Annotated in this window: 22 protein-coding genes; 17 read left to right on the forward strand and 5 right to left on the reverse strand. The window is 32.6% G+C overall.

Annotated elements, in window-relative coordinates; genetic code table 11:
* The first annotated feature begins 156 nt into the window (after window positions 1-156).
* From Q0L29_RS01160 to Q0L29_RS01175, 4 genes are all read left to right on the forward strand, one after another.
* Entirely contained in the window at window positions 157-1,182 is a 1,026-nt protein-coding gene (locus tag Q0L29_RS01160; RefSeq protein WP_296618428.1) for a phenylalanine--tRNA ligase subunit alpha, read from the forward strand.
* Window positions 1,183-1,203: 21 nt separating this feature from the next.
* A complete protein-coding gene (locus Q0L29_RS01165; protein WP_296618429.1) occupies window positions 1,204-2,061 on the forward strand; it encodes a 3-hydroxyacyl-CoA dehydrogenase NAD-binding domain-containing protein in 858 nt (285 codons plus the stop codon).
* 34 nt (window positions 2,062-2,095) lie between these two features.
* Window positions 2,096-2,512, forward strand: a complete 417-nt coding sequence (locus Q0L29_RS01170) for a Rieske 2Fe-2S domain-containing protein (RefSeq protein WP_296618430.1) — start codon at window positions 2,096-2,098, stop codon at window positions 2,510-2,512.
* Window positions 2,513-2,673: 161 nt separating this feature from the next.
* A complete protein-coding gene (locus Q0L29_RS01175) occupies window positions 2,674-4,029 on the forward strand; it encodes a deoxyguanosinetriphosphate triphosphohydrolase (protein WP_367275736.1) in 1,356 nt (451 codons plus the stop codon).
* A 222-nt stretch (window positions 4,030-4,251) separates the two neighbouring features.
* On the opposite strand, the gene Q0L29_RS01180 is transcribed toward Q0L29_RS01175, so the two are convergent.
* From Q0L29_RS01180 to Q0L29_RS01195, 4 genes are all read right to left on the reverse strand, one after another.
* Window positions 4,252-5,028 (reverse strand): class I SAM-dependent methyltransferase, encoded by a 777-nt coding sequence (locus Q0L29_RS01180; protein WP_296618431.1) that lies wholly within the window; start codon window positions 5,026-5,028, stop codon window positions 4,252-4,254.
* Window positions 5,029-5,037: 9 nt separating this feature from the next.
* Window positions 5,038-5,793 carry a 2OG-Fe(II) oxygenase gene (locus tag Q0L29_RS01185; protein WP_296618432.1) on the reverse strand — a complete coding sequence of 252 codons (756 nt, stop codon included), beginning with the start codon at window positions 5,791-5,793 and terminating at the stop codon, window positions 5,038-5,040.
* A gap of 198 nt (window positions 5,794-5,991) precedes the next feature.
* A complete protein-coding gene (locus Q0L29_RS01190; protein WP_296618433.1) occupies window positions 5,992-6,567 on the reverse strand; it encodes an isoprenylcysteine carboxylmethyltransferase family protein in 576 nt (191 codons plus the stop codon).
* Entirely contained in the window at window positions 6,564-7,163 is a 600-nt protein-coding gene (locus Q0L29_RS01195) for a nitroreductase (protein ID WP_296618434.1), read from the reverse strand. Before Q0L29_RS01195 ends, Q0L29_RS01190 begins: the two co-directional genes overlap by 4 nt.
* 77 nt (window positions 7,164-7,240) lie before the next feature.
* Here Q0L29_RS01195 and Q0L29_RS01200 point away from each other — a divergent pair, with 77 nt between their 5' ends.
* The 3 genes from Q0L29_RS01200 to Q0L29_RS01210 all read left to right on the forward strand — a co-directional run bounded on the left by Q0L29_RS01200 (window position 7,241) and on the right by Q0L29_RS01210 (window position 9,401).
* Window positions 7,241-7,861, forward strand: a complete 621-nt coding sequence (locus Q0L29_RS01200; RefSeq protein WP_296618435.1) for a ParA family protein — start codon at window positions 7,241-7,243, stop codon at window positions 7,859-7,861.
* 12 nt (window positions 7,862-7,873) lie between these two features.
* A complete protein-coding gene (locus Q0L29_RS01205) occupies window positions 7,874-8,242 on the forward strand; it encodes a hypothetical protein (RefSeq protein ID WP_296618436.1) in 369 nt (122 codons plus the stop codon).
* Window positions 8,243-8,540: 298 nt separating this feature from the next.
* Window positions 8,541-9,401, forward strand: a complete 861-nt coding sequence (locus Q0L29_RS01210) for an ABC transporter substrate-binding protein (RefSeq protein WP_296618437.1) — start codon at window positions 8,541-8,543, stop codon at window positions 9,399-9,401.
* Window positions 9,402-9,432: 31 nt separating this feature from the next.
* Here Q0L29_RS01210 and Q0L29_RS01215 read toward each other — a convergent pair whose 3' ends face one another.
* Entirely contained in the window at window positions 9,433-10,107 is a 675-nt protein-coding gene (locus Q0L29_RS01215; protein WP_296618438.1) for a ComF family protein, read from the reverse strand.
* 89 nt (window positions 10,108-10,196) lie between these two features.
* Here Q0L29_RS01215 and Q0L29_RS01220 point away from each other — a divergent pair, with 89 nt between their 5' ends.
* From Q0L29_RS01220 to Q0L29_RS01265, 10 genes are all read left to right on the forward strand, one after another.
* A complete protein-coding gene (locus Q0L29_RS01220; RefSeq protein WP_296618439.1) occupies window positions 10,197-10,547 on the forward strand; it encodes a carboxymuconolactone decarboxylase family protein in 351 nt (116 codons plus the stop codon).
* Window positions 10,540-10,899 carry a hypothetical protein gene (locus Q0L29_RS01225; protein ID WP_296618440.1) on the forward strand — a complete coding sequence of 120 codons (360 nt, stop codon included), beginning with the start codon at window positions 10,540-10,542 and terminating at the stop codon, window positions 10,897-10,899. The genes Q0L29_RS01220 and Q0L29_RS01225 overlap by 8 nt, the downstream gene beginning before the upstream one ends.
* A gap of 15 nt (window positions 10,900-10,914) precedes the next feature.
* Window positions 10,915-11,682, forward strand: coding sequence for an exodeoxyribonuclease III (locus Q0L29_RS01230; RefSeq protein ID WP_296618441.1), 768 nt, complete (start codon window positions 10,915-10,917; stop codon window positions 11,680-11,682).
* 189 nt (window positions 11,683-11,871) lie between these two features.
* The gene (locus Q0L29_RS01235) at window positions 11,872-15,129 is read left to right on the forward strand and encodes a DUF4175 family protein (protein WP_296618442.1); all 3,258 of its coding nucleotides are present in this window, start codon (window positions 11,872-11,874) and stop codon (window positions 15,127-15,129) included.
* Window positions 15,126-15,527, forward strand: a complete 402-nt coding sequence (locus Q0L29_RS01240) for an ATP-binding protein (protein ID WP_296618443.1) — start codon at window positions 15,126-15,128, stop codon at window positions 15,525-15,527. The genes Q0L29_RS01235 and Q0L29_RS01240 overlap by 4 nt, the downstream gene beginning before the upstream one ends.
* Window positions 15,527-15,949, forward strand: a complete 423-nt coding sequence (gene ybeY, locus Q0L29_RS01245; protein ID WP_296618444.1) for an rRNA maturation RNase YbeY — start codon at window positions 15,527-15,529, stop codon at window positions 15,947-15,949. The genes Q0L29_RS01240 and ybeY overlap by 1 nt, the downstream gene beginning before the upstream one ends.
* Window positions 15,950-16,039: 90 nt before the next feature.
* Window positions 16,040-17,905 carry a tRNA uridine-5-carboxymethylaminomethyl(34) synthesis enzyme MnmG gene (gene mnmG, locus Q0L29_RS01250; RefSeq protein ID WP_296618445.1) on the forward strand — a complete coding sequence of 622 codons (1,866 nt, stop codon included), beginning with the start codon at window positions 16,040-16,042 and terminating at the stop codon, window positions 17,903-17,905.
* Window positions 17,906-17,907: 2 nt separating this feature from the next.
* Complete coding sequence (locus Q0L29_RS01255; RefSeq protein WP_296618446.1) at window positions 17,908-18,792, forward strand: class I SAM-dependent methyltransferase; 885 nt, start codon at window positions 17,908-17,910, stop codon at window positions 18,790-18,792.
* Window positions 18,789-20,645, forward strand: a complete 1,857-nt coding sequence (locus Q0L29_RS01260; RefSeq protein ID WP_296618447.1) for an Ig-like domain-containing protein — start codon at window positions 18,789-18,791, stop codon at window positions 20,643-20,645. The genes Q0L29_RS01255 and Q0L29_RS01260 overlap by 4 nt, the downstream gene beginning before the upstream one ends.
* Before the next feature lie 383 nt (window positions 20,646-21,028).
* Window positions 21,029-22,202: tetratricopeptide repeat protein (locus tag Q0L29_RS01265; RefSeq protein ID WP_296618448.1), on the forward strand; the 1,174-nt coding region annotated here is incomplete at its 3' end.

Below are 22,202 nucleotides of genomic sequence, written 5' to 3' on the forward strand. Positions count from 1 at the left end.
TTGTGTTCTCGTATAATTTGTGATTAAAAAACCAGCTTTTTTAGAGGTCATATAATTAACGTGACTCCTTGTACTCAACTACTCCTCCCTCTTATTTAATATTCCGCCATTTTCGTTTAACTTTGTTTTTTAGGATAAAAACTGATTTGAAATTCAATGTCTGAAAAGATAAAAGCATTAAAAGCTGAGATATCAGCAGCCACGGCTAAAACTCAAGATGAGTTAGAGGCTTATAGATTAAAATTTATCAGTCGCAAAAGTGTGTTAGGTGATCTTTTTGCCGACATCAAAAATATAGCTCCGGAAGACCGTAAAGCTTATGGACAGGAAGTGAACGAAGTAAAGCAATTAGCAGAAGAAAAATTTAAAGAGCTCATTGCCGGATTGGAAAGTTCAGATTCAGGTAGTAAATCCACGGCCCCAATTGACTTGACTCTTCCTCCCAATATTAATTTAGGAACTGTTCATCCTTTGACTTACATCCACAACCGCATAGTGGAGATTTTCCAAAAAATAGGTTTTAATGTAGCGGATGGTCCAGAAATAGAAGATGATTTCCACAATTTCACCGCTTTGAATTTCCCAGAAAATCACCCCGCTCGTGAAATGCAGGATACTTTCTTTATTGAAAGCAATCCGGATATAGCTTTGAGAACGCATACTTCTTCTGTGCAAATCAGAATAATGGAAAACCAGAAACCTCCATTTAGAACTTTAGCGCCAGGAAGAGTCTTCAGAAATGAAGCCATTTCAGCTCGTGCTCATTGCTTTTTCCATCAAGTGGAAGGCTTTTTTGTGGACAAAAATGTTGGATTGGTGGATTTAAAACAGACTTTATATTATTTCGCAAAAGAGCTTTTCGGACAGGATACCAAAGTTCGTTTCCGCCCTTCTTATTTTCCTTTTACAGAACCAAGTGCGGAAATGGATATTTCTTGTAATATCTGCAAAGGCGAAGGCTGTAATGTTTGCAAATATTCCGGTTGGGTAGAAATTTTAGGTTCGGGAATGATAGACCCGAATGTGTTAGAAAATTGTGGAATAGATTCAGAAGAATATTCAGGCTTTGCTTTCGGTATGGGAATAGAAAGAATTGCCATGCTTAAATTTCAGGTTAATGATTTGCGTTTATATTCAGAAAATGATGTGCGCTTTTTAAATCAATTTAAGCATTTGAGTTAATCAAAATCGATTCAGAAAATTATGAAATTGAAAGACATCAAAAGCATAGGAATAGTAGGAGCAGGAACCATGGGTTCCGGTATTGCTCAAATGAGTGCTATGGCCGGTTACCAAACTATCATATTTGATATTCAAGAAGCTGCCTTGGATAAAGCCAAAACTGCTGTTACCAAAAATCTCGAAAAAGGAATTGAAAAAGGCAAAGTAACTCAGGAACAAAAGGGGGCTTGTCTTCAAAACATTAGTTTCCTTTCTAATTTGGAGGGACTGAAAGCAGATGTTATCATTGAAGCAGTTGTGGAAAAACTGCAAGTAAAAATTGATATCTTCAGTCAGTTGGAAAAAATTAATTCCAAAAATACGATTTTAGCAACTAATACTTCCTCCATTCCTATCACACAAATTGGTGCTGGGCTTCAAAACCCTGAAAGATTGGTTGGCATGCACTTTTTCAATCCTGCCCACATTATGAAATTAGTAGAGGTTATTTCTGGAGCTGCTACAAATCCTGAAATTGCAGAAACCACCAAGGCGTTGGCAGAAAAAATGGGTAAAAAAGCTGTGATGGCAAAAGATTCGCCTGGTTTCATCGTTAATCGTGTGGCTCGGCATTTTTATGTAGAGTCCTTAAAGATAGCGGAAGAAAATGTAGCCGATTTCGAGCAAATTGACAGATTAGTGGAAAGTTCGGGGTTTAAAATGGGCCCTTTTAGGTTAATGGATTTAATAGGTGTGGATACTAACTTTTCAGTAACCAAGTCTATGTTTGAATCCTTTTACTATGACAGCAAGTTCAGACCAAGCAGAATACAACAACAAAAAGTGGATGCCGGACACCACGGAAGAAAAAGCGGCAAAGGTTTTTATGACTATAATTAAGAAATTATCTTTTCTATTAATTTTCCCTCTAGTAATGCTTTTAGGCTGTGCGGAAGAAAATCCGGAGGTTTTTGTGGATGAATTACCTCTACCAGATCCTTTTCAATTATCTCTCAATCTGGATTTGGTAAGCTACCAAAGTTTGCAATTTGAAAAAAATGTTGTTTTACCAGATGTTGGTTTAAAAGGTGTAATAGTAGTTAAAAGAGCAGAAAATGATTATGCTGCTTTTGAAAGAACCTGTCCTTATGAGCCGGAAAAAGAATGTTCTATCATTTCCATGAATGCAGGCCAACAATATTTGGAATGTGAATGTGGAAATTCATTTTATAATTTAAGTGGTTACCCTACCAATAGCCCTTCTCCCAGAAAATTAAGGGAATATTTTACCAGTCTTTCTGGAAGAAATTTATATATCGACAATACTATAGTGAATAGTCAGAATAGGTAGAAGTATCTTTTTCCTAAATAGGCACGAGAACGAGCTGAAAAACTCGCGTTATCTCAGATTTTTATACCTTTTCGCGCTAGTGCAAGCCTCTCAGCTCGTACCTTAGTTTTTTATCTCCAATCTATAATTCTTAAATCAATTCTTTCCATTAATTTTAAGCTATGGAAAAAATGAACTGGCTAAAATTACTGAACCCAAATCGTCTAGGTCAAAACACCAATACCAACCAATCCTCTGCACGATCGTTTTTCGAGCAAGATTACGATAGAATAATATTTTCTCATCCTTTCCGAAGGTTACAGGATAAAACTCAGGTAGTTCCTTTACCCGAGGAAGATTTTGTGCATACAAGACTAACACACAGCCTGGAAGTCAGTAGTGTTGGAAGATCATTAGGTAAAAAAGTGGGCGAATCCATAGTTGAAAAATATCCTGAACTTCAAGATTCTGGCTTTTCATCATTTGATTTTGGCGCTATAGTTGCAGCCGCTTCTCTAGCACATGACATCGGAAACCCTCCTTTTGGTCATTCAGGGGAAGACGCTATCTCGGCATTTTTCAAAAACACTTCATTAGGAAAATGGATTCAATCTGAAGTTTCAGTTGAAGAATGGGAAGATTTGACTCATTTTGAGGGAAATGCTCAGGGATTTCGATTGTTTAACAGACCCGATAATCAAGGTATAAAATTAACCTATAGTACTTTGGCTGCATTTAGTAAATATCCAAGAACTGCCCATCTTTTTGAAAAAGACAGTAGCCGAAAGAGCCAGAAAAAATATGGATTCTTCCAAACGGAAAAAAATTATTTTGAAGAATTAGCCAATGAATTGGGGTTGATACGTCTTTCCAATGAAATGAGTTGGGTTCGCCATCCACTCACTTTTTTGGTGGAAGCTGCAGATGATATTTGCTATCATGTAATTGATTTAGAAGATGGCTGCCGCTTAGGGTGGGTTCCTTATGAGCAAGCCCGTGATTTACTAGCCAATGTTTTAGGAGATTCCTATTTGCCAGAAAAACTGGAAAAAACAAAAGGTAAAAATGAGAAGATTGCTTATTTACGAGCACTTTGTATTAATAAACTGATCAATGAGTGTGCTGAAGTTTTCATGGAAAATGAGGATGATATTCTCACAGGAAAATTTGATTCTGCCTTAATGAGTCAAGTTCCTTCAAAAAGAGTTTTAAGGGACATTATTGAGGTGTCTATTCAGAAAATATACCGCTCTCATTTAGTTTTACAAACAGAAGTAGTAGGTCATAGAGTTCTAGAAGGCTTATTGGAAGAGTTTTTAGGAGCTGCGATTGCTCAAAAAGGCATAGAAGAATCCAGCAAAAAAGATTTAACTGTTTTCAGATTACTTCCTGAAACCTATCAGGAGTTAATTACTGATACAGCTAGTCTTTATGAAATCAGTTTATTATGTATAGATTACATAAGTGGAATGACGGATCGATATGCCATTAATCTTTATAGAAAACTAAAAGGAATCAGCCTACCTGGAATGAAATAGGCAAAAAAATTAACCACAAAAGAGCCAAAAGAAAACAAAAGATGAATTGACTATTCATTTCACATCATGAAAACTGCGTTTTCGTGTTTTTGATTCTTGATCATGTCACTATTAAACATGATAAAAAAGTAATCTGTTTTTGCTGGTTTTATCTCAGTGGACTTAGTGAATGTCATTGTGTCACTTTGTGGTTAACATCAAATGCCTTTGGCATTATAAAAGTTACTTTTCTAAAGTGTAGAATAAATCCAGACTTTCCGCGGCATTTTCATTTACAAAATAATCCGCTACCGTAATAGATTTTACCAAAGCATTATCTGCCTGGTCTAATTTATTACGATTTACTCTGTTTAAAAATTCATAAGGAATTCTTAGTAAAGGCGCTGGAAGACGATATTGTAAGTTAAGAATATCGAATTTGGTGATTTTCTTAACTGATTGACGGTTTTTCTCATGATAATCCATCACTTTATCATTACCAGCAATACCATTAGCTTCCACTTTAGAAAATATGCTTTTGCAAAGTATTTCCAATTCAGGAGCAAAATATTCCCGAACATGCCAGGGATTACGAGTAAGGGTCATTTTTTTGTTAGGAGTAGAAATAATGGCTTTTCCTCCTGGCTTTAATACTCGATGAATTTCTTGCAAAAAGCTTTTATCATCTTTTATATGCTCAATTACCTGAAATGAAACAACTGTATCAAAGCTATTATCTTCAATCCCTGTTAAAGGTGGAATATGCATTGCTTTAAAATACGCATTTGGATATTCCTTCTGCAATTCATCAGTAAGGCTTTTATATTTATCTATGCCTGTATAATGGTCTGCCGAATTGACTAAAATTTCCAAGCCTCTTCCAGTTCCACATCCAATTTCCAATAAATCCCCTTCAATCTGAGGTTGTGCATATACATATGCTGCCAATAATCTCTGATGAATTGGATTGTCAGAAGCTATTGAATCTGAAGTAATTTCTGTTGTGGAGACTTTAGACATATTGTTCTATTAACCGACTTTTAAAGCTTTTTTAATACTTTGAAAAAATGATGGTTGCACTTTTTCCTCTTGGTGCTCAGGAAAAATCGTATCGTGAAATGTTATATTCTCCGTTTCTTTTTTAGTATAAAAAGTAGCAGAAAACATTTTTCTTTCCTCTCTATCAGGACATTCCAAAGGTTTGGTATAGCCATAATAGGAAGTGTCTTTCACCTCAAAAATTACCGCTCTGTTGAACCTGCAAGAAACTGCTTTTTTACATTTGGAAACACAATCGTTCCACATTTCTAAAGCACCATTCCATTCTGGCTTCCATCTTGGGGTTAGGTAAAGTTGAAGGTTAAGTCTTCTTTGTACATCCTTTTCCGGATGAATATTGAAATCAATATGCACATCTTCAAAAGATCCTTTTTTACCTTTTTGAATACCTACTCCAAAACCATCATTAGTGATAAAAGCATTTTTAATACCCGTTACCTTTTCAATGAATTCCAAAAATTGCGGTTTTGCAATTTCTTCCTTCAAAAGGTTGAATAGGCGAGGATATTCCTCAAACTTATCACCCTCTAACTTATTTTCATGCTTATCCTTTTTAGGCTTATTGAAAAGCTCATCTTCCGGAAAGAAATTATGGAGTTTTTCTGCAACCTCCGTTGACAAAAAGTCATCCAGGATAAGGTGGTGAAATGGTTTGGAAGAATCGAATTCCTCCTTGTACTGATCGATTTGTTCTTGACTAAAGTGCTTACTTTGAATAAGTTCCATAAAGGAATTTAAAATTTCGTGGCGCAAATATACACTTCAAATGTAGTTTGCTAACATAAAAAGTAAAATTTTTACCTGCTTATTTTTTATTTTTCATAACATCTTTCGATGAAAGTCCTTAATAGCAGGTACAAACAAACTTATTAACCCTTTTTCAAATTAAAAAGTGCCAACATTTAAGTTTTTCAAATCAAATGTTTATCGTCTCAAGGTAGGAAAAAGCATAGGAGTTTGCTTTTTATAATCTTCATATTCTTTACCAAAATGGGCTATTAACCTTTTTTCCTCATAATGAATGCCTATGATAAGGTAAATCAATATGCATATAGCATGTACTAAATTGGTGTAAGTAGGGCTAAAAATTACAAAGCCAATAACTCCTAAAATTAAGGCAGTATAAAGTGGGTGCCGCATACGAGCATAAATTCCACTGGTAATTAGGTGTTGCTTTTGTTCTGGTTTTATTCCCATAAATTCAGAGAAGCTAATAGGTCTGAAAGCCAATTTTACAAGTAAAAACCCAAATGTGGCAATGATCAAACCAATTGCTTGGCTTGTTTTATCATTAGGAAATAAATATTCAGGTCGGATAGTACTTCCTAATATAAAGATGAAAAGCACGGCAAATATTGAAAAGATGTTATAAAGCCTGCGAAAATTTAGCGGCCTCAAATTAAGCTTGTCTTTTATAAGACTTGAAGCTAATACTGAGTGTGATATGCCAAAGATTAGCCAGCCAATAATTATCGGTAAGTATTTTAAATATTCATTCATCCTTTAACCCAATTAACTTTATCATTGATAGGTGTTCTTTTACCTTCCGGCCAGAAACCCTCTTTAGGTATTCCTACATATAGAAAGCCTAATAGTTTATCCTCTTTTTCAAGGCCCAATGCTTTTTTGGCTTCTTCCATATAAGTGATTCCTCCTGAACCCCAATAACAACCCACACCATAAGCGCTTGCTGTTAATTGCATGTTTTGAACGGCTGAAGCTACTGCAGCAATTTCTTCCTCAACAGGAATACTTTGTTTTTCATCTCTTTTCATGCCTATTGCAATCACATGAGATGCCATTAATGGTTTATTTCTAAGTTTTTCCATTTTGGCTTCATCAAAATTACCTTTTATTGTTGATACTTGCTTATAAATATCTGATTGAAATTTTCCTAATTGATCTAAGCCATTTTCAGTAAAAACTATAAAGCGCCACGGTTCGGTATGCTTGTGGTTTGGAGCCCAGTTGGCATTTTCCAACATTTGCTCTATTATATTGTCATCCACTTTTTCCCCTGTGTATTGTGCAGGATAAATAGATCTTCTTGTTCTGATCAATTCGTTTATTTCTTCGATATTAAAAGTTTTCTTCATTATCTTTTTTCCATTTTTAACCTAGATTTGGAAAAAGGGTTACAGCTATGTATTTTTATTGATATTCATTTATTGATATGACAAAAATAATTTCATTTATCTCAAGAAAGGGCGGTACAGGAAAAACTACCAGCGCCATCCATTTTGCTACCATGTTGCACAGTTTAGGTTATTCTCTAGCTATGTTGGAAACTGATACTAACTATACCCTCAATACATTAAGAAAAATGGAGCTTTATAAAACAGGTGCAAAAGAATCAGCAGTTTTTCCAATTATTGGTTCTGAGGATCATAAAGCTCTAAAAGACATCGAACAATTAAAAACCAAAAATTTGGATTTTATCGTGGTAGATAGCGCAGGAAAAACCACCGATGAACATATTAAAAAATTGAGTTTGAATAGCGATTTAGTTATTGTTCCAACTAGCCTTACCCCCAACGATTTATTAGTCACCTACCAAACCGTAGAAGATATAAAACCCGCTCTTGAAGAAAATAAGCATTTAAAAATATTAGTTTTACCTAATAGAGTGCATTCCTCTACTAAAATTGAAACGGTTAAAGACGCACTTTCCGAATTAGATGCTGAAATTTTGGAAGTTAAAGTGCCTGCAAAAAATATATTTGCTAATTTCAGCACCATCTTAGCAGAAAAAGAATTTTTACCCATTACAAAAGCTATCCTGTCACATCTCTAAAATTTCATAACCATGGCAAAGAAAAAAGATACTTTAAAAGACTTAAATGAATTTATGAAAAGTCAATCAACTGGCGCTGAAGAAGGAAAAGGTGATTATTTATCAAAACAGCCTACTCGCCTGGCAGAAGTTGAAGCCTTAAAATCAGAAATTAAAAGCTTGGATAAACTACCGGAAGGAGCTTTAAATGAAGAAGAAATCACAAATTTAATTTTAAAAGTAGCTAAGAGCCATGAATTAAGTTCAAGGCAAGTCCTTTATAGAGTTTGTGAAAAGGTTTTAGCCCAGCAAGAAGATAAAGAAGGCGCTGATATTGTTTTGGAAAATCTTATTATTTACCTGCAACATCAAGATTTAATATTGGAAAAGATTAAATCGTAGGATAATATTTCTTTAATCAGTCTCAATTTATTTCACCTCTTGTTAATCGAGCCCGTTCGATCAGTACTAAATATTAATACACCAATTATAACATCTCTTCTATAAGCTATATTCTGAAGTCCGATAAACTGCATTTTAGGTTAAAAAACTAACACCCAAATTATCTTTTTTTAAGAACACATTTTTTATTAAATTCATAAAATAGAACGAAAATAATTTTATATTCGTTTTAAACAGTATTGACAATTATTAAATTGAACGAATTTAATATAGCATGTAACTCTTAAATTTTAGAAATATGAAAAATTTAATATTACTCATCGCCATAATTTTTATTAGTGTAAATCTTCAGGCCCAGCTTACCGGTGATACCTGGAAATCGGCTAAAGCAAATGGTTCTGCAGATGTAACCCTTACCTACAATTACTCAGGCAAATTTATTTACAAAGACGGGAATGAATTAGATGGTCTTTGCATAAAAATTTGGGATGAGTTTGCAAAGTATGTTTCTACAGAACATAATGTTAATTTGAATGTCAATTATCATCAACCGAATGACGCCATTGATTTTACAGAGTTTTATAACAGTGTTAAAAATGCAAAGGGCGGGGTATTTGGATTAGCAGATGTTACTATAACCGATGCTCGTAAAAAAGAGATTCAATTTAGCCCATCATTTTTCTCTAATGTTTCCATTTTATTAACCAATAAAGCTGTTAAAGATTTAAGCAATTTCAATAATATCGCAAATGATTTTTCAGGTATGACCATTATAGTACAAAAAGGAACTACCCATGAAAAAAGAGCTAAAGAATTAAAAAACAGTCAATTTCCATCATTAAAAATTGAAATCGTAAATTCTTTTGAGGCTTGTTACCAAAAGGTAAATGAAAACCCTAATTATTTCACATATCTTGATTTTTCATCTTATTTGACTGCAATTGAAAATACTAATAATATTAAGAGGCATCCGGCAGGAGATAAAACAGGAGAGGAGTTTGGTTTTATAATGCCAAAAAATAGTGATTGGGGAAATGTAATGACAGCATTTTTCAACCACAATGGTGGGTTTACTAATTCAACAGAATATAAAAAAATAGTAGCTGAAACTTTAGGTACTCATGTGGTTGCGATGTTGAATTCCATAAATAAGAATTAATTTAACTCGGAAATTTATATGAGTTTTCTGGTTAACTTCTTGTGCTGGCAATAGTAGCAATTGAAATTTCCGCTCCAGCTTTTTGGAGCGGTTGACTGCATGCTTGCAAAGTTGCACCAGTTGTTAATACATCATCTACTAGTAAAATCCGCTTATTCTTTAAATTTACTTGTGAGTTTTTTTGATGAAAAGTAGACTCAACATTATCAAACCTCTGAATTCTATGTTTTTTAGTTTGGCTTTTCCTATTTACTGATTTTTCCAATAAGGGAATAAAAGGGGCTTTAAGGCTTAAACTCATCCCTTCTGCAATCCTATAACTTTGATTATATCCTCTTTTTCTTTCTTTTTTATAATGAATAGGCACACAAGTAATCATATCCCATTTATCAGTGTAATACTGAGCCAATTCTTCACCATATATTTCCCCCAACAAAAGCCCAATCGCTTCGTTTCCTTCATATTTCAACTGGTGTAAAAGATGTTGAATTACTGTATCCTTTTGAAACCAGGCGTAAGACATAGCATATTTCAAATTGGGAATTTCAAAAAACCTTCTATGAAGTTGATTTGGCTGGTCTAGATGGAGGTTAGTCTCATTTACATTAGAAAGGCAGTGGCTGCAAACAAGATTTTCGGACTTAGATAAAGTTAAATTGCAGACACTGCAATAATTAGGAAAAAATAATGAAAGAAAATCTGACACAATTAGGGGAAAGTTTTGGTTTCGTAAGTTCACAACGGCTAACTTTGCAGGTTAATTTAAGTTATCAAAATTGATAGTGATTTTAATTTATGAATAAAGTAGAAGAATTCAACGAATATCGCGCAAAAATGAACGATAAAATCGTGGGGAGCAATAATAAAATCCTTAAGCGAATATTCAATCTTGACACTAATGCTTTTGCTGAAGGCAGTGTAGACAAAAAGACCAAAGAAATGATTGGACTTTCATCTTCCATGGTTTTACGTTGCGATGATTGTGTTCGCTATCATTTAGGAAAATGCTATGAAATGGGCGTTACGGAGGAACAAGTTTTTGAAGTATTTTCAATCGCTAATCTGATTGGCGGGACTATTGTCATCCCACATTTGCGAAGAGCCGTGGAATACTGGGAATATTTGAAGGGAAATCAGAATGATTAAAAAAGACCTTGATCTTGAACGAAAATGGCAGGCTCTTAGATTAGCCTTAAAAGATTCGGTTGGCAGAAAGCCAAAAGACTTAAACGCCATCCTTTTTTTAATAGGAGTTCAAGAGTTAGGTAAAGGACCTCATAATTTCAGCAAAGAGGAAAAACAAGATTTAATGCATATTGCAATATGCAAAGTTTTAAGTCTTTCAGGTTTTTATGAATTGGAAGGAGTTGACGAAAGCGGATGGCCACATTGGAAGAGAATTAAAAAACTTCCTCATTTTGACTTATTAGAACAAGAAAAATTGCTTAAAATGCATGTAATTGAGTATTTTGAGCAAGAAATTGGGTTAGAATTTTAATTTGATGACTTATACATGAAAATTATTTCTTATAACGTAAATGGAATAAGGGCAGCAGAAAGAAAAGGTCTCAGCCAATGGCTGAAAAACGAACAACCTGATATTTTTTGCCTTCAAGAACTAAAAGCCAATGAAGATCAAATTGATCTTTCGGTTTTCCAAGATTTAGGATACCATATCTATTTACATTCAGCTGAAAAAAAGGGATATAGTGGAGTAGGTATATTTACTAAATTAAAACCAAATAATGTCGAAATTGGCTGTGGAATGGCACAATATGATAGAGAAGGCCGTGTAATTAGAGCGGATTATAATGATTTTTCTGTAATAAGTACATATATGCCCAGCGGATCTAGCGGTGACCCTCGTCAGAATTTTAAAATGGAATGGCTGGAAGATTTTAGAAGCTATGTACAAGAATTAAAGAAGGATTTTCCCAATTTGTTAATTTGTGGTGATTATAATATTTGCCATCAGCCAATCGATATTCACGATCCCGTTCGTAATAAAAATAGTTCTGGGTTTCTACCTGAAGAACGCGAATGGATGACTAATTTCTTAAATGATGGCTTTATTGATACTTTCAGGCATTTGAATAAAGAACCCGACCAATATAGTTGGTGGAGTTATCGTTCTGCAGCAAGAGAAAGGAATAAGGGTTGGAGAATTGATTATCATATGGTAACTGAAAACCTAATTGATAAACTTCAATCAGCTGATATTTTACAGGATGTAAAACATTCTGACCATTGTCCGGTAAAAATAGAATTGGATGTTACATAAGACTGATAAAATATTGGAAATCATTGTTTTAAAATTCCCGTTACTACTCAGGTGAAGCAAAACAGCAACATAGCGGAAATTCTAAATAAGTTAAAAGCTTATAAACGCAAATACTATTTAAATAAAATAGTAAAAGGCTTTATATTCAATTTAGCTTTTTTCCTTTTTATTCTATTAATCACTAGCTGGTTGGAGTATAAATTTCAAATGGGAAGTTCTGCGAGAACTATAGTTTTTTCTATTTCCGCTATAAGTATTATCTATTTCTTGATCCGCTATATATTTATTCCTAGCTATCACTTATTAAGAAATGGAGAACATTTAAGTGATACTGAAGCTGCAAAACAGATAGGAAAATATTTTCCTGAAATTAGCGATAAATTACTGAATATCATTCAGTTAAATAATATAACTACACGTGAAAATAGTCTGATTACCGCTAGTATTAATCAGAAGTATGAAAAAATATCATTATTAAATTTTAAAGAAAGTATAAGTATTAAAAATTCAAATGCTGGCTATCTTCCTTATGTAGTCATTCCCTCTATAATTATCGGATTAATTTTAATGTTTTCCCCCAATATGATCACAGAAGGGAGCTATCGAATCATTAAATTTAATGAAGAGTTTATTCCCAAAGCGCCTTTTACTTTTTTTATTGAGAATGATGAATTAAAAGGGTTTAAAGGAGAGAATTTTAGTCTAAAAGTAAAACTAGAAGGTAATGAATTACCAAACGAGCTATTTATCAACAAAGATGGTATAAAGCAGAAGTTTGAAACCATTTCAAATAATGAATATCAGTTTGAAATAAAAAATATTCAAAAGAACTTGAATTTTAAACTTGAGGCTGCTGGTTTTAATTCTGGTACTTATCAGCTGAAAGTGTTCGAAAAACCGAGAGTTCAGGATATGAATATTTCGCTTGATTATCCTAACTACATAGGAACAAAAACAGAGAGAGTAAGTAATTCCGGTAATCTGATTGTTCCGGAAGGGACCCAGGCTAAATGGTTAATCAAAAGTAAATCAAGTGACCGTATTTCAATTGAAATGAATAAGGACACAAGTGAGTTTATAAAAATTACCGATAATACATTTAATCTATCCAAAACTCTGACCGAAAGTTCAACCTATAAATTGAACTTATTTAATGTTAAAGCAGATTATATTCAATATATAGACTATTCAATTGAAGTAATCAAAGATAAATTTCCTGATATAAATCTTAATCCCATTAATGATAGCACCTATTTTAGACAAGTGGCACTTGCCGGGGAAATAAGTGACGATTATGGATTCTCACACTTAAGAATTGTTTACAGAAAAATTCAAAATGGAGAAACAATAGAAAATGGATCAATACCTCTTTCTTTCGATAAAAAGATATTAAACCAAAAATATTTTAAGGTATGGGAAGTGGATTCTTTACTTAAAGACAGTCAAGCAAAAATAGAATACTTTGTAGAGGTTGCAGATAATGACGGAATCAATGGTGCTAAATACTCTAAAAGCTCAACCTATATTTTCCAATTACCCAATGAACGAACTATAGAAAAAGAAATTAAAAAAACTAGTCAAAACACTGAATACCAGATAGATGAGAGCATTAAATCAACTTTAGAAGCCAATAAAAAGTTGGAAGAATTAGAAGAAATTCTTAAAACCAAAAGAAATTTAGATTGGGAAGATAAGAAGTTAATTGAAGAGATATTTCAGAAACGCGAAAATAGGAGAAAGGAATTAGAAAGAATTAAAAGCGAATTAGAGAAAAACCGAGCAAAAAGAGATCGTTTTAATAAACAAGATTCCAAATTAGAAGAAAAGTCTAAGCAACTTGAAAGTTTAATGGAAGAAATGCTTCAAGATGAAAATGAAGAGTTAATGGAAAAAATTAAATCTCTTCTAGAAGAACAAAAGCAATCCGATGAATTTCGAGAGTCTATTGAGCATCTTAAAAAGCAAGAAAAAAATAAGCTAAAAGAGATGGAAAGACTTATGGAGCTTTTTAAAAGAATGGAGATTCAATATGATATGAAGCAAGTAGGGGAGAAATTTCAAGAACTTGAAAAAGAGCAGAAAGCTTTAGCAGAAGAAAACATAACAAATAAAGAGGACGCTTCCAAAATTGAAGAAGATAAATCTCAAAAGAATACAGAACAAAACGGTTTTGAATCCAAAGAAGAACAAGAAAAAGCTTTAGATGAACAAAAAAAGGTAAAAGAGAAGTTTGAAGAGCTCCAAGAAGAATTAAGAAATATTGAAAAAAGAAATCAATCATTAAAACAACCTAACCCTTTACAAGACACTAAAGAACAGGAAAGTGAGATAGATTTAAGTCAGCAAAATACTCTTCAAGAAATACAACAAAATGATAAGAGTGGGGCGAGTGAGCAACAGAAAAAATCGTCTCAAGAAATGAAAGAAATGTCGGAGATGCTATCCTCTATGCAAATAAGCATGGAAATGGAAATGTTGCAAGAAAACATCGATGATTTAAGAAATATAGTAGATAACCTATTAAAACTATCATTCAGGCAGGAAAATCTAATGAAAAGTTTCAGAGAAGTTAATCCAAGCGATCCTCGCTTTATCACATTATCTGAAAAACAACTGGCCATGCAAGACGATGCTAAAATAGTAGAAGATAGTCTTACTTCACTTTCCGAGCGTGTATTTCAATTGAAAAATTTCATTAACAAGGAATTGGATCAGATGAATGAGTCTATGGAATCAAGTGTTAAGGCCTTAAGAGAAAGAGAAAATGGTAAAGCAATAGGCGAACAACAATTTGCCATGACCTCCATGAACAACCTAGCTCTCATGCTTGATGATGTTTTAGAGCAGATGCAGATGCAAATGCAATCTTCCATGGGAATGGGTGAACAGTCACAAGGAAACCAACAAACCCCAAGTCTATCCCAAATGCAAGAGTCTATCAATCAGAAGACACAAGAACTTAGTGAGAGTCAAAAACATGGGAGGCAATTTTCTGAAAAATTAGGAGAATTGGCAAGAGAACAAGCTAAGCTAAGAGAAATGGCAGAGGAAATGGAAAAACAAATGGGGAAAGAGGTAAAAGATGGAGGGAAAGAAGATGGGGGAAATGCTGGAACTATATCAGAAGAAATGGAGAAAATAGAAGACGATTTAGTGAATAAAAGACTAGATCGCCAGTTAATCGAAAGACAACAGAAAATAGTTACCCGTTTATTAGAATCTGAAAAAGCAAGAGAAGAGCAAGAAGAAAAGGATGAGCGAAAGGGTGAAACCGCAACAGAATACGATAGCAGACACATTCCTAACGCTTTTGAAGAATATATAAAGGAGAAACAAAAGGAAATTGAGCAACTAAGAAATGTTCCGCCCAATTTCACGCCTTATTATAAGAGCGAAATAAATAAGTATTATAACCGATTAAAATCTAAAGAAAACCTAATACGATGAGTGAAATCAGTATAAGTATTCCATCTCTTAATGAGAACATCAGAATAGTTGAGAGCTTTATAGACAATGCAAAAGAGAAGTTTGATTTAAATGATGACATTTACGGCAACATCATGATCGCTGTTACTGAGTCTGTCAACAATGCCATTATTCATGGAAACGAAGGCAATAAGGACAAAAACGTTTATCTATCACTAAACATGGAAGATAACAGCATTGTTTTTAAAGTATCAGATGAAGGTAAGGGTTTTGATTATAATTCACTACCTGATCCAACTGCTCCTGAAAACATAGATAAACCTGGTGGAAGAGGGATATTCTTAATGAAAGCATTGAGTGATGAATTGAGTTTTGAAGATGATGGTAAAAAAGTCAAATTAAGTTTTTACATCAGTTAATGGAAGAAATTCATTTCTTTAAGGAAGATTGCAATTTTGATTTAAGAAAGCTTAAAAAACACAAGTCTTGGCTTAATCAATTAGCTATTGCTTATGATTATGAAATATTAGAGCTTAACTATATATTTTGCTCTGATGAATACTTGCATAAAATCAATTTAGAATATTTAAATCATGATACTTATACTGATATAATCACTTTTGATTTGCAAGAAGAGGTAGGGCAGAACATACAATCTGACATATTTATAAGCATACATAGAATAACTGAAAACGCAAAAAAACTAAATATTGCTTTCACTAAAGAATTGACAAGGGTTATGGCACATGGATTGCTACATCTTATTGGATTTAAAGACAAAACAGATTCAGAAAAGAAAGAGATGAGATTAGCAGAAGATAAGGCTTTAGAATTATTATAATAAAATTAGATGTTCCACGTGGAACATTTATAAAAAAACTTAAAGTAGAAATCTAGTGTTCCACGTGGAACACTGAACAATATAATTTATATGTTTCAAGATTACGATTTAATTGTAGTAGGAGGGGGTCATGCAGGATGCGAAGCAGCCGCGGCGGCAGCTAATATGGGTTCCAAGGTTTTGTTAGCTACAATGAATATGAACACCATCGCACAAATGTCATGTAACCCTGCCGTTGGCGGAGTAGCAAAAGGGCAAATTGTAAGAGAAATAGATGCCTTAGGCGGTTATTCTGGAATAATAGCAGATAAATCTATGATCCAATTCAGAATGTTGAATAAGTCTAAAGGGCCTGCAATGTGGAGTCCCCGATCACAAAATGATAGAATGCGCTTTGCGGAAGAATGGAGATTGCAATTAGAAAGAATTCCGAATTTAGACTTTTGGCAAGAAATGGTCTCGGGAATCATAGTCAAAAACAATAAAATCACTGGTATAGAAACCAGTATGGGTTTAAAAATCAGAGCAAAAGCTGTGGTTTTAACAAATGGAACATTCTTAAATGGTTTAATCCATATAGGAGAAAAACAATTTGGAGGAGGTCGATCAGCAGAAAGAGCCTCAAAAGGTATAACAGAACAGCTAGAGGAATTAGGTTTTGAATCCGGTAGAATGAAAACCGGAACGCCCCCTAGAGTAGATGGAAGGACAATTGATTACAGCATTATAGAAGAGCAAAAGGGAGATGTAAACCCAGAAAAGTTTTCGTTTTCTAATGAGACAAAAAGACTTAAAGAACAAAGAAGTTGCCATATAACCTATACAAACCCTTTAGTTCATGAAATATTAGAAGAGGGCTTTGAAAGGTCTCCCATGTTTAATGGTAGAATACAAGGATTAGGTCCTCGATATTGTCCTTCAATAGAGGATAAAATTAATAGATTCGCTGAGAGAAATAGACATCAAATTTTCGTAGTACCTGAAGGATGGGATACAGTAGAAGTATATGTAAATGGTTTTTCTACTTCACTCCCAGAGGATATTCAATATAAAGCAATTAGAGAAATTGAAGGTTTTAAGAATGTAAAAATGTTCAGACCAGGATATGCTATAGAATATGACTTTTTTCCACCTACACAATTAAAAAATACTCTTGAAACTAAACTTATTGAAAACTTATATTTTGCAGGGCAAATAAACGGTACTACTGGTTACGAAGAAGCCGCTTGTCAAGGATTAATGGCTGGGATTAACGCCCATTTAAAAATAAATAGTAAAGAGCCTTTTATTCTAACCAGATCAGAAGCATATATTGGAGTTTTAATTGATGACCTAATCAATAAAGGCACAGAAGAGCCATATAGGATGTTTACTTCAAGGGCTGAACATAGAATTCTACTCAGACAAGATAATGCAGATGTTAGACTGACGCCACTTGGTCATCAAATAGGTTTAGCTTCAAATGAAAGAATGAAGCATGTTGAAGAAAAACAATCTCATATAGATACATTCATAGCAAACTTAAAGTCTCATAAAGTTAAACCTAACAATGTAAATGATAATTTATCTAAGGTTAATTCAACTCCAATAAAAGAGAAAACTAATGCATATAGTATTTTAAAAAGACCTGAAATTGGCTTTAAGGAATTACAACAAATAGAAACTGAATTAAATCAGATGATTAATGGATATAGTAAAGAAGTTATAGAAGCTTCAGAGATACATATAAAGTATGAAAGCTATATTGAAAAAGAAAACCAGCTGATTGAGAAAATGAAAAACCTAGAAGATCTCAAAATAAAAGACTCTTTAGATTTTAATCAAATTCCTGCATTATCAGCTGAAGCAAAAGAAAAATTTAGAAAAGTGAGGCCACAGACATTAGGTCAAGCATCAAGGATAAGCGGGGTAACTCCTGCGGATGTCTCAATATTAATGGTTTATTTAGGACGATAGATATGTACGAAAAACTTAGCGAATGTCCCGTTTGTAGTGCCTCTAATTTAAGAAACCATATGGTTGTAAAAGACCATTCGGTTAGTAAAGAAAGCTTTAATATTATGGTTTGCGATAATTGTAATTTTCACTTTACTAATCCACGACCGGACAAAGATGAAATAGGTAAATATTATGAATCTGAAGAATATATATCGCATTCAGATAAAGCTAACTCGCCCATCAACCTTATATATAAAATTGCAAGAAAATATGCCTTAAGCACCAAAAAGAAATTGATTAATTCAGTTGCAAAGGACAAGAAGGGAAGAATATTGGATTATGGATGTGGAACGGGCTATCTACTTGAGACAATGAAATCGGATGGCTGGAAAACATTTGGAATAGAACCTAATGATAAGGCAAGAGAATTAGCTTCGCAAAAGGTAAAAGTAAAGGAAACCATTGAACAATTAGACTTAAAAAATAAGAAGTTTGATATTATAACTCTATGGCATGTTTTGGAACATATACATGATTTAAATTCTACGATAAAGACTTTAAAAACTATTCTAAAAGAAAAAGGGAAAATTATAATTGCTGTTCCTAACATTGAAAGCTACGAAGAATCAATATTTGGGGAAGAATGGGCGGCTTATGATGTCCCGCGTCATCTATACCATTTTAGTCAGGATACTATGAAAACTTTAATGCTTAAACATGGATTAAAAATCAAACAAATATATCCTATGAAATTAGATGCATATTATATCAGTTTACTGAGCAATAAATATAAATTTAAGAAAAATAAATTCCTAAGTTCTTTCATAACTGGTTATAAATCAAATACTTACGCCAATAATAATAAAAATAATTATTCAAGTCTTATTTACGTCATCAAAAAATGATTAGAAAATTAGTATCACTTTCATTTGTAATATTTATTTATGCCTGTGCAACTGTACAGAGCCCTACTGGTGGTGAAAAAGATGAAAAAGCTCCCATTCTTTACGAATCTTCACCTAAGGATCAGTCCATAAATTTTAGCGGGAATGAAATAAAACTATTCTTCAACGAATGGATGAAACTTGAACAATTAGAAAAGGAACTAATAATAACTCCTCGAGAAGATATTGAGTATGAAGCAACTCTAAAAAAACAAGAATTAATAATCACATTAGAGGAAAAACTAAAAGACTCTACCACCTATACTTTTAATTTCAGAAAAGCCTTAAAAGATATAACAGAAGGAAATTTATGGGAAAATCCTGTAATAGCATTTAGTACTGGTCCTTTTTTAGATTCCTTGGAAGTTTCAGGAACTGTAATAGATATTCACAACAATGAACCGAAGGAAGGTTTTATAGTCGGCCTATATTCAAACAATTATGACACTACAAATTTAAGAGAGGGGAAACCTGTTTATTTTACGACAACAGATAAAGAAGGTAATTATAAAATGCAAAACCTAAAAGGTGGAGAATACAAATTATATGCATTTAACGATAAGAATGATAATTTAATTAATAATTCAGAAACTGAAGCATTTGGTTTCCACTCACAGGTTATTAATCTAAAAGATAGTATAGATAAAATAGATATCAATACATACAGGAGAAATGAAGATACATTAAAGCTTAAAAAATACAGCCCTGTTGGTAAAGACTTTTTAATACAATACAATAAAGGTCTGAGCTATTATCATATTATCAATCCAAAAGATTCTAATGATCATATATACACCAACAACATTGAAAACTCTTCATATTTAAAAATATATAAAGAAAACTTTCCATTGTTAAATTATGAAACTGACTCAACAATTCTTATTGTAAATGCAACCGATTCAATTGGATCAATGAGGAGAGATACAGTTTACTTTAAAACTAGAGAGAGTAGGATATCAAATGATAGTATAAAAATTACAGAAAAACCAAATTCGACAATTAAATCAGGAAATCAAGAATTTAAAATAAAACTATCAAAACCGGTTCAAACAATAAACTATGATTCTATACAATTAAGAATTGATTCCATTCCTATTTATACATTTACTTCTTCTGATATCGAATTAAACTTTAACAAAAAAACTATAACATTAAAGACATTTCTAGAGGAAAAAAAAGTTAATAACATTATAGACAGTCTCAATAAAATTAATCAGAAGAAAAAGTCTGATACAATAGTAAATAATATAGATTCTGATAGCATAACTGTAAATGACTCATTAAACAGAGAAAAGAAAGATCAAAAAAATATGTCAAATGACAATACATTAACAATTAATGAATTAAAAGGAGCTACAAGTCAACAGGGGGCTAATGGAAAATTAAAAATATATTTAGGTAAATCGGCATTTTTAGGAATAGAAAAAGACTCAACAAATAGAACTACTATCCCACTAAGCTTTATAAAACCTGATGAGCATGGTTTAATTAAAGGTAGCGTAACAGGTGCAAAATTTTCATTTATCATAGAACTTATGAAAGAGAATTATGAAGTAGTGGATACCCTTGTTAATCAGAAAGATTATCAATTTAATTATGTTAAGCCAGGTAAATATAGATTACGACTAATAAAAGATATAAACAATAATCAATTATGGGATGCAGGAAATCCTTTTACATTAAAAAAAGAAGAGGATTATATCTACTATGATGAGATAATTACTGTTAAGGCTAACTGGGAAGTAATTGACAAAAACTTTAATTTAAGTGTGGATAATGAAGTGGATAAGGGTGGGCAAGTTGACGATTTATAAACATTAATAAACACCAACTAAGTGAAAGCTTAGGTAAGTTGATAAGTAGTAAGCATAACTCTTAAAAAGTCAGATATATTGACAACTTAATCCACACATAATTTATCAACTTACATTAAAATATTTTTATACACATTTATTAGAGAATATGTTAATTAGTTAAATCTCAAGAGTATAGAAGTTAATAAAAGAAAAAGTTATTTACATTTCATCTACAAATATCATTTAGATAAATGAAAACAGGAGTTTATCAACATATCAACAGGCCTAACAATAGATAATAGTTTATATATAATTAAATAATATAATATTATGTGTGTGGAAAAGCATACGGAATTAAGAAGCAGAGAAAAATGAAATATTGGTTATTTACATATTTATTTTTGACAACAATATTTTGCTATGGACAGGCCAATCAAAAAATCGGTTTAGCTAATGCATATTATCAAGAAGGTGAATATGAAAAAGCAATTTCAATTTATCGCGAACTAGCAGAATCGCCACAAAACATTTCCTTTATCCACAATAACTATTTAGAAATTCTGTATGCAAAGCAATACAACAAAGAGACAGAAAAGTATTTAAAGTCTGTCAATAAGATTTTTCCGAATAATATTAGCTATCAGGTAGATTTTGTGGATTTTTATATCACCATTAATGATAGTACAAAAGCAGAAAGAGCCTATAATGACATTGAAAGTCAAGTCCTCGAAAATTTAGGTAATCTTCGATCAGCAGCTCAATTTTTTATCAACAAACAACATCGCGAATATGCAGAGCGGCTTTATTTAGCAGCTCGTGAAATAATGAGGGATTCAAATGCATTTGCTATACAATTAGCCACATTATACAGATATAGCAATCAAAAAGATAAAATGGTAGATGAATATTTAAAGTATGCTATTGAAAGACCAGGGAATTTGCGATATGTAAAAAATATGCTTCAATTGTCTTTAACTGAAGAGGAAGAATTAGAATCCTTTGTCGAAAAGATAATGGAACAAATGCAAAAGACTAAAGAGATGGATATGTATTCTGATCTTTTGATTTGGGCCAATCTTCAATTAGAAAATTTTTATGGTGCCTTCGTTCAGGCTCGAGCAATAGACAAAAGAAATCAATTAGAAGGAAAAAATAGCATAGAAATTGGTGAATTAGCTTTTGAAAATAATGATTACGAAGTTGCAGAAATGATTTTTTCATATGTAGTGGATAATTATCCAAATTCAAGAAATTATATCAAGGCCAAACAGCTGATGATAAAAACTCAAGAAATAAGAATTAAGAATCACTTTCCTATAGATACTGCTGCAATAAGAAATTTAGTAACCTCATATAAAAATTTGATTCAAGAAATAGGTTTATCCCATTACACTTTAGAAGCTTATCGACAGCAAGCTTTACTTCACGCACTTTATTTGGATGAGCATAGTATAGCAATAGAAATGCTAAAAAATATCATTGAATTTCCTAATGCCGAAAATGAAATCGTAGCGCAAGCAAAATTAAATTTAGGAGATATTTATGTGATTACTGAACAACCATGGGAGTCTGTTC

The organism is Marivirga sp. (genome assembly GCF_024636815.1).
Classification (GTDB): domain Bacteria; phylum Bacteroidota; class Bacteroidia; order Cytophagales; family Cyclobacteriaceae; genus Marivirga.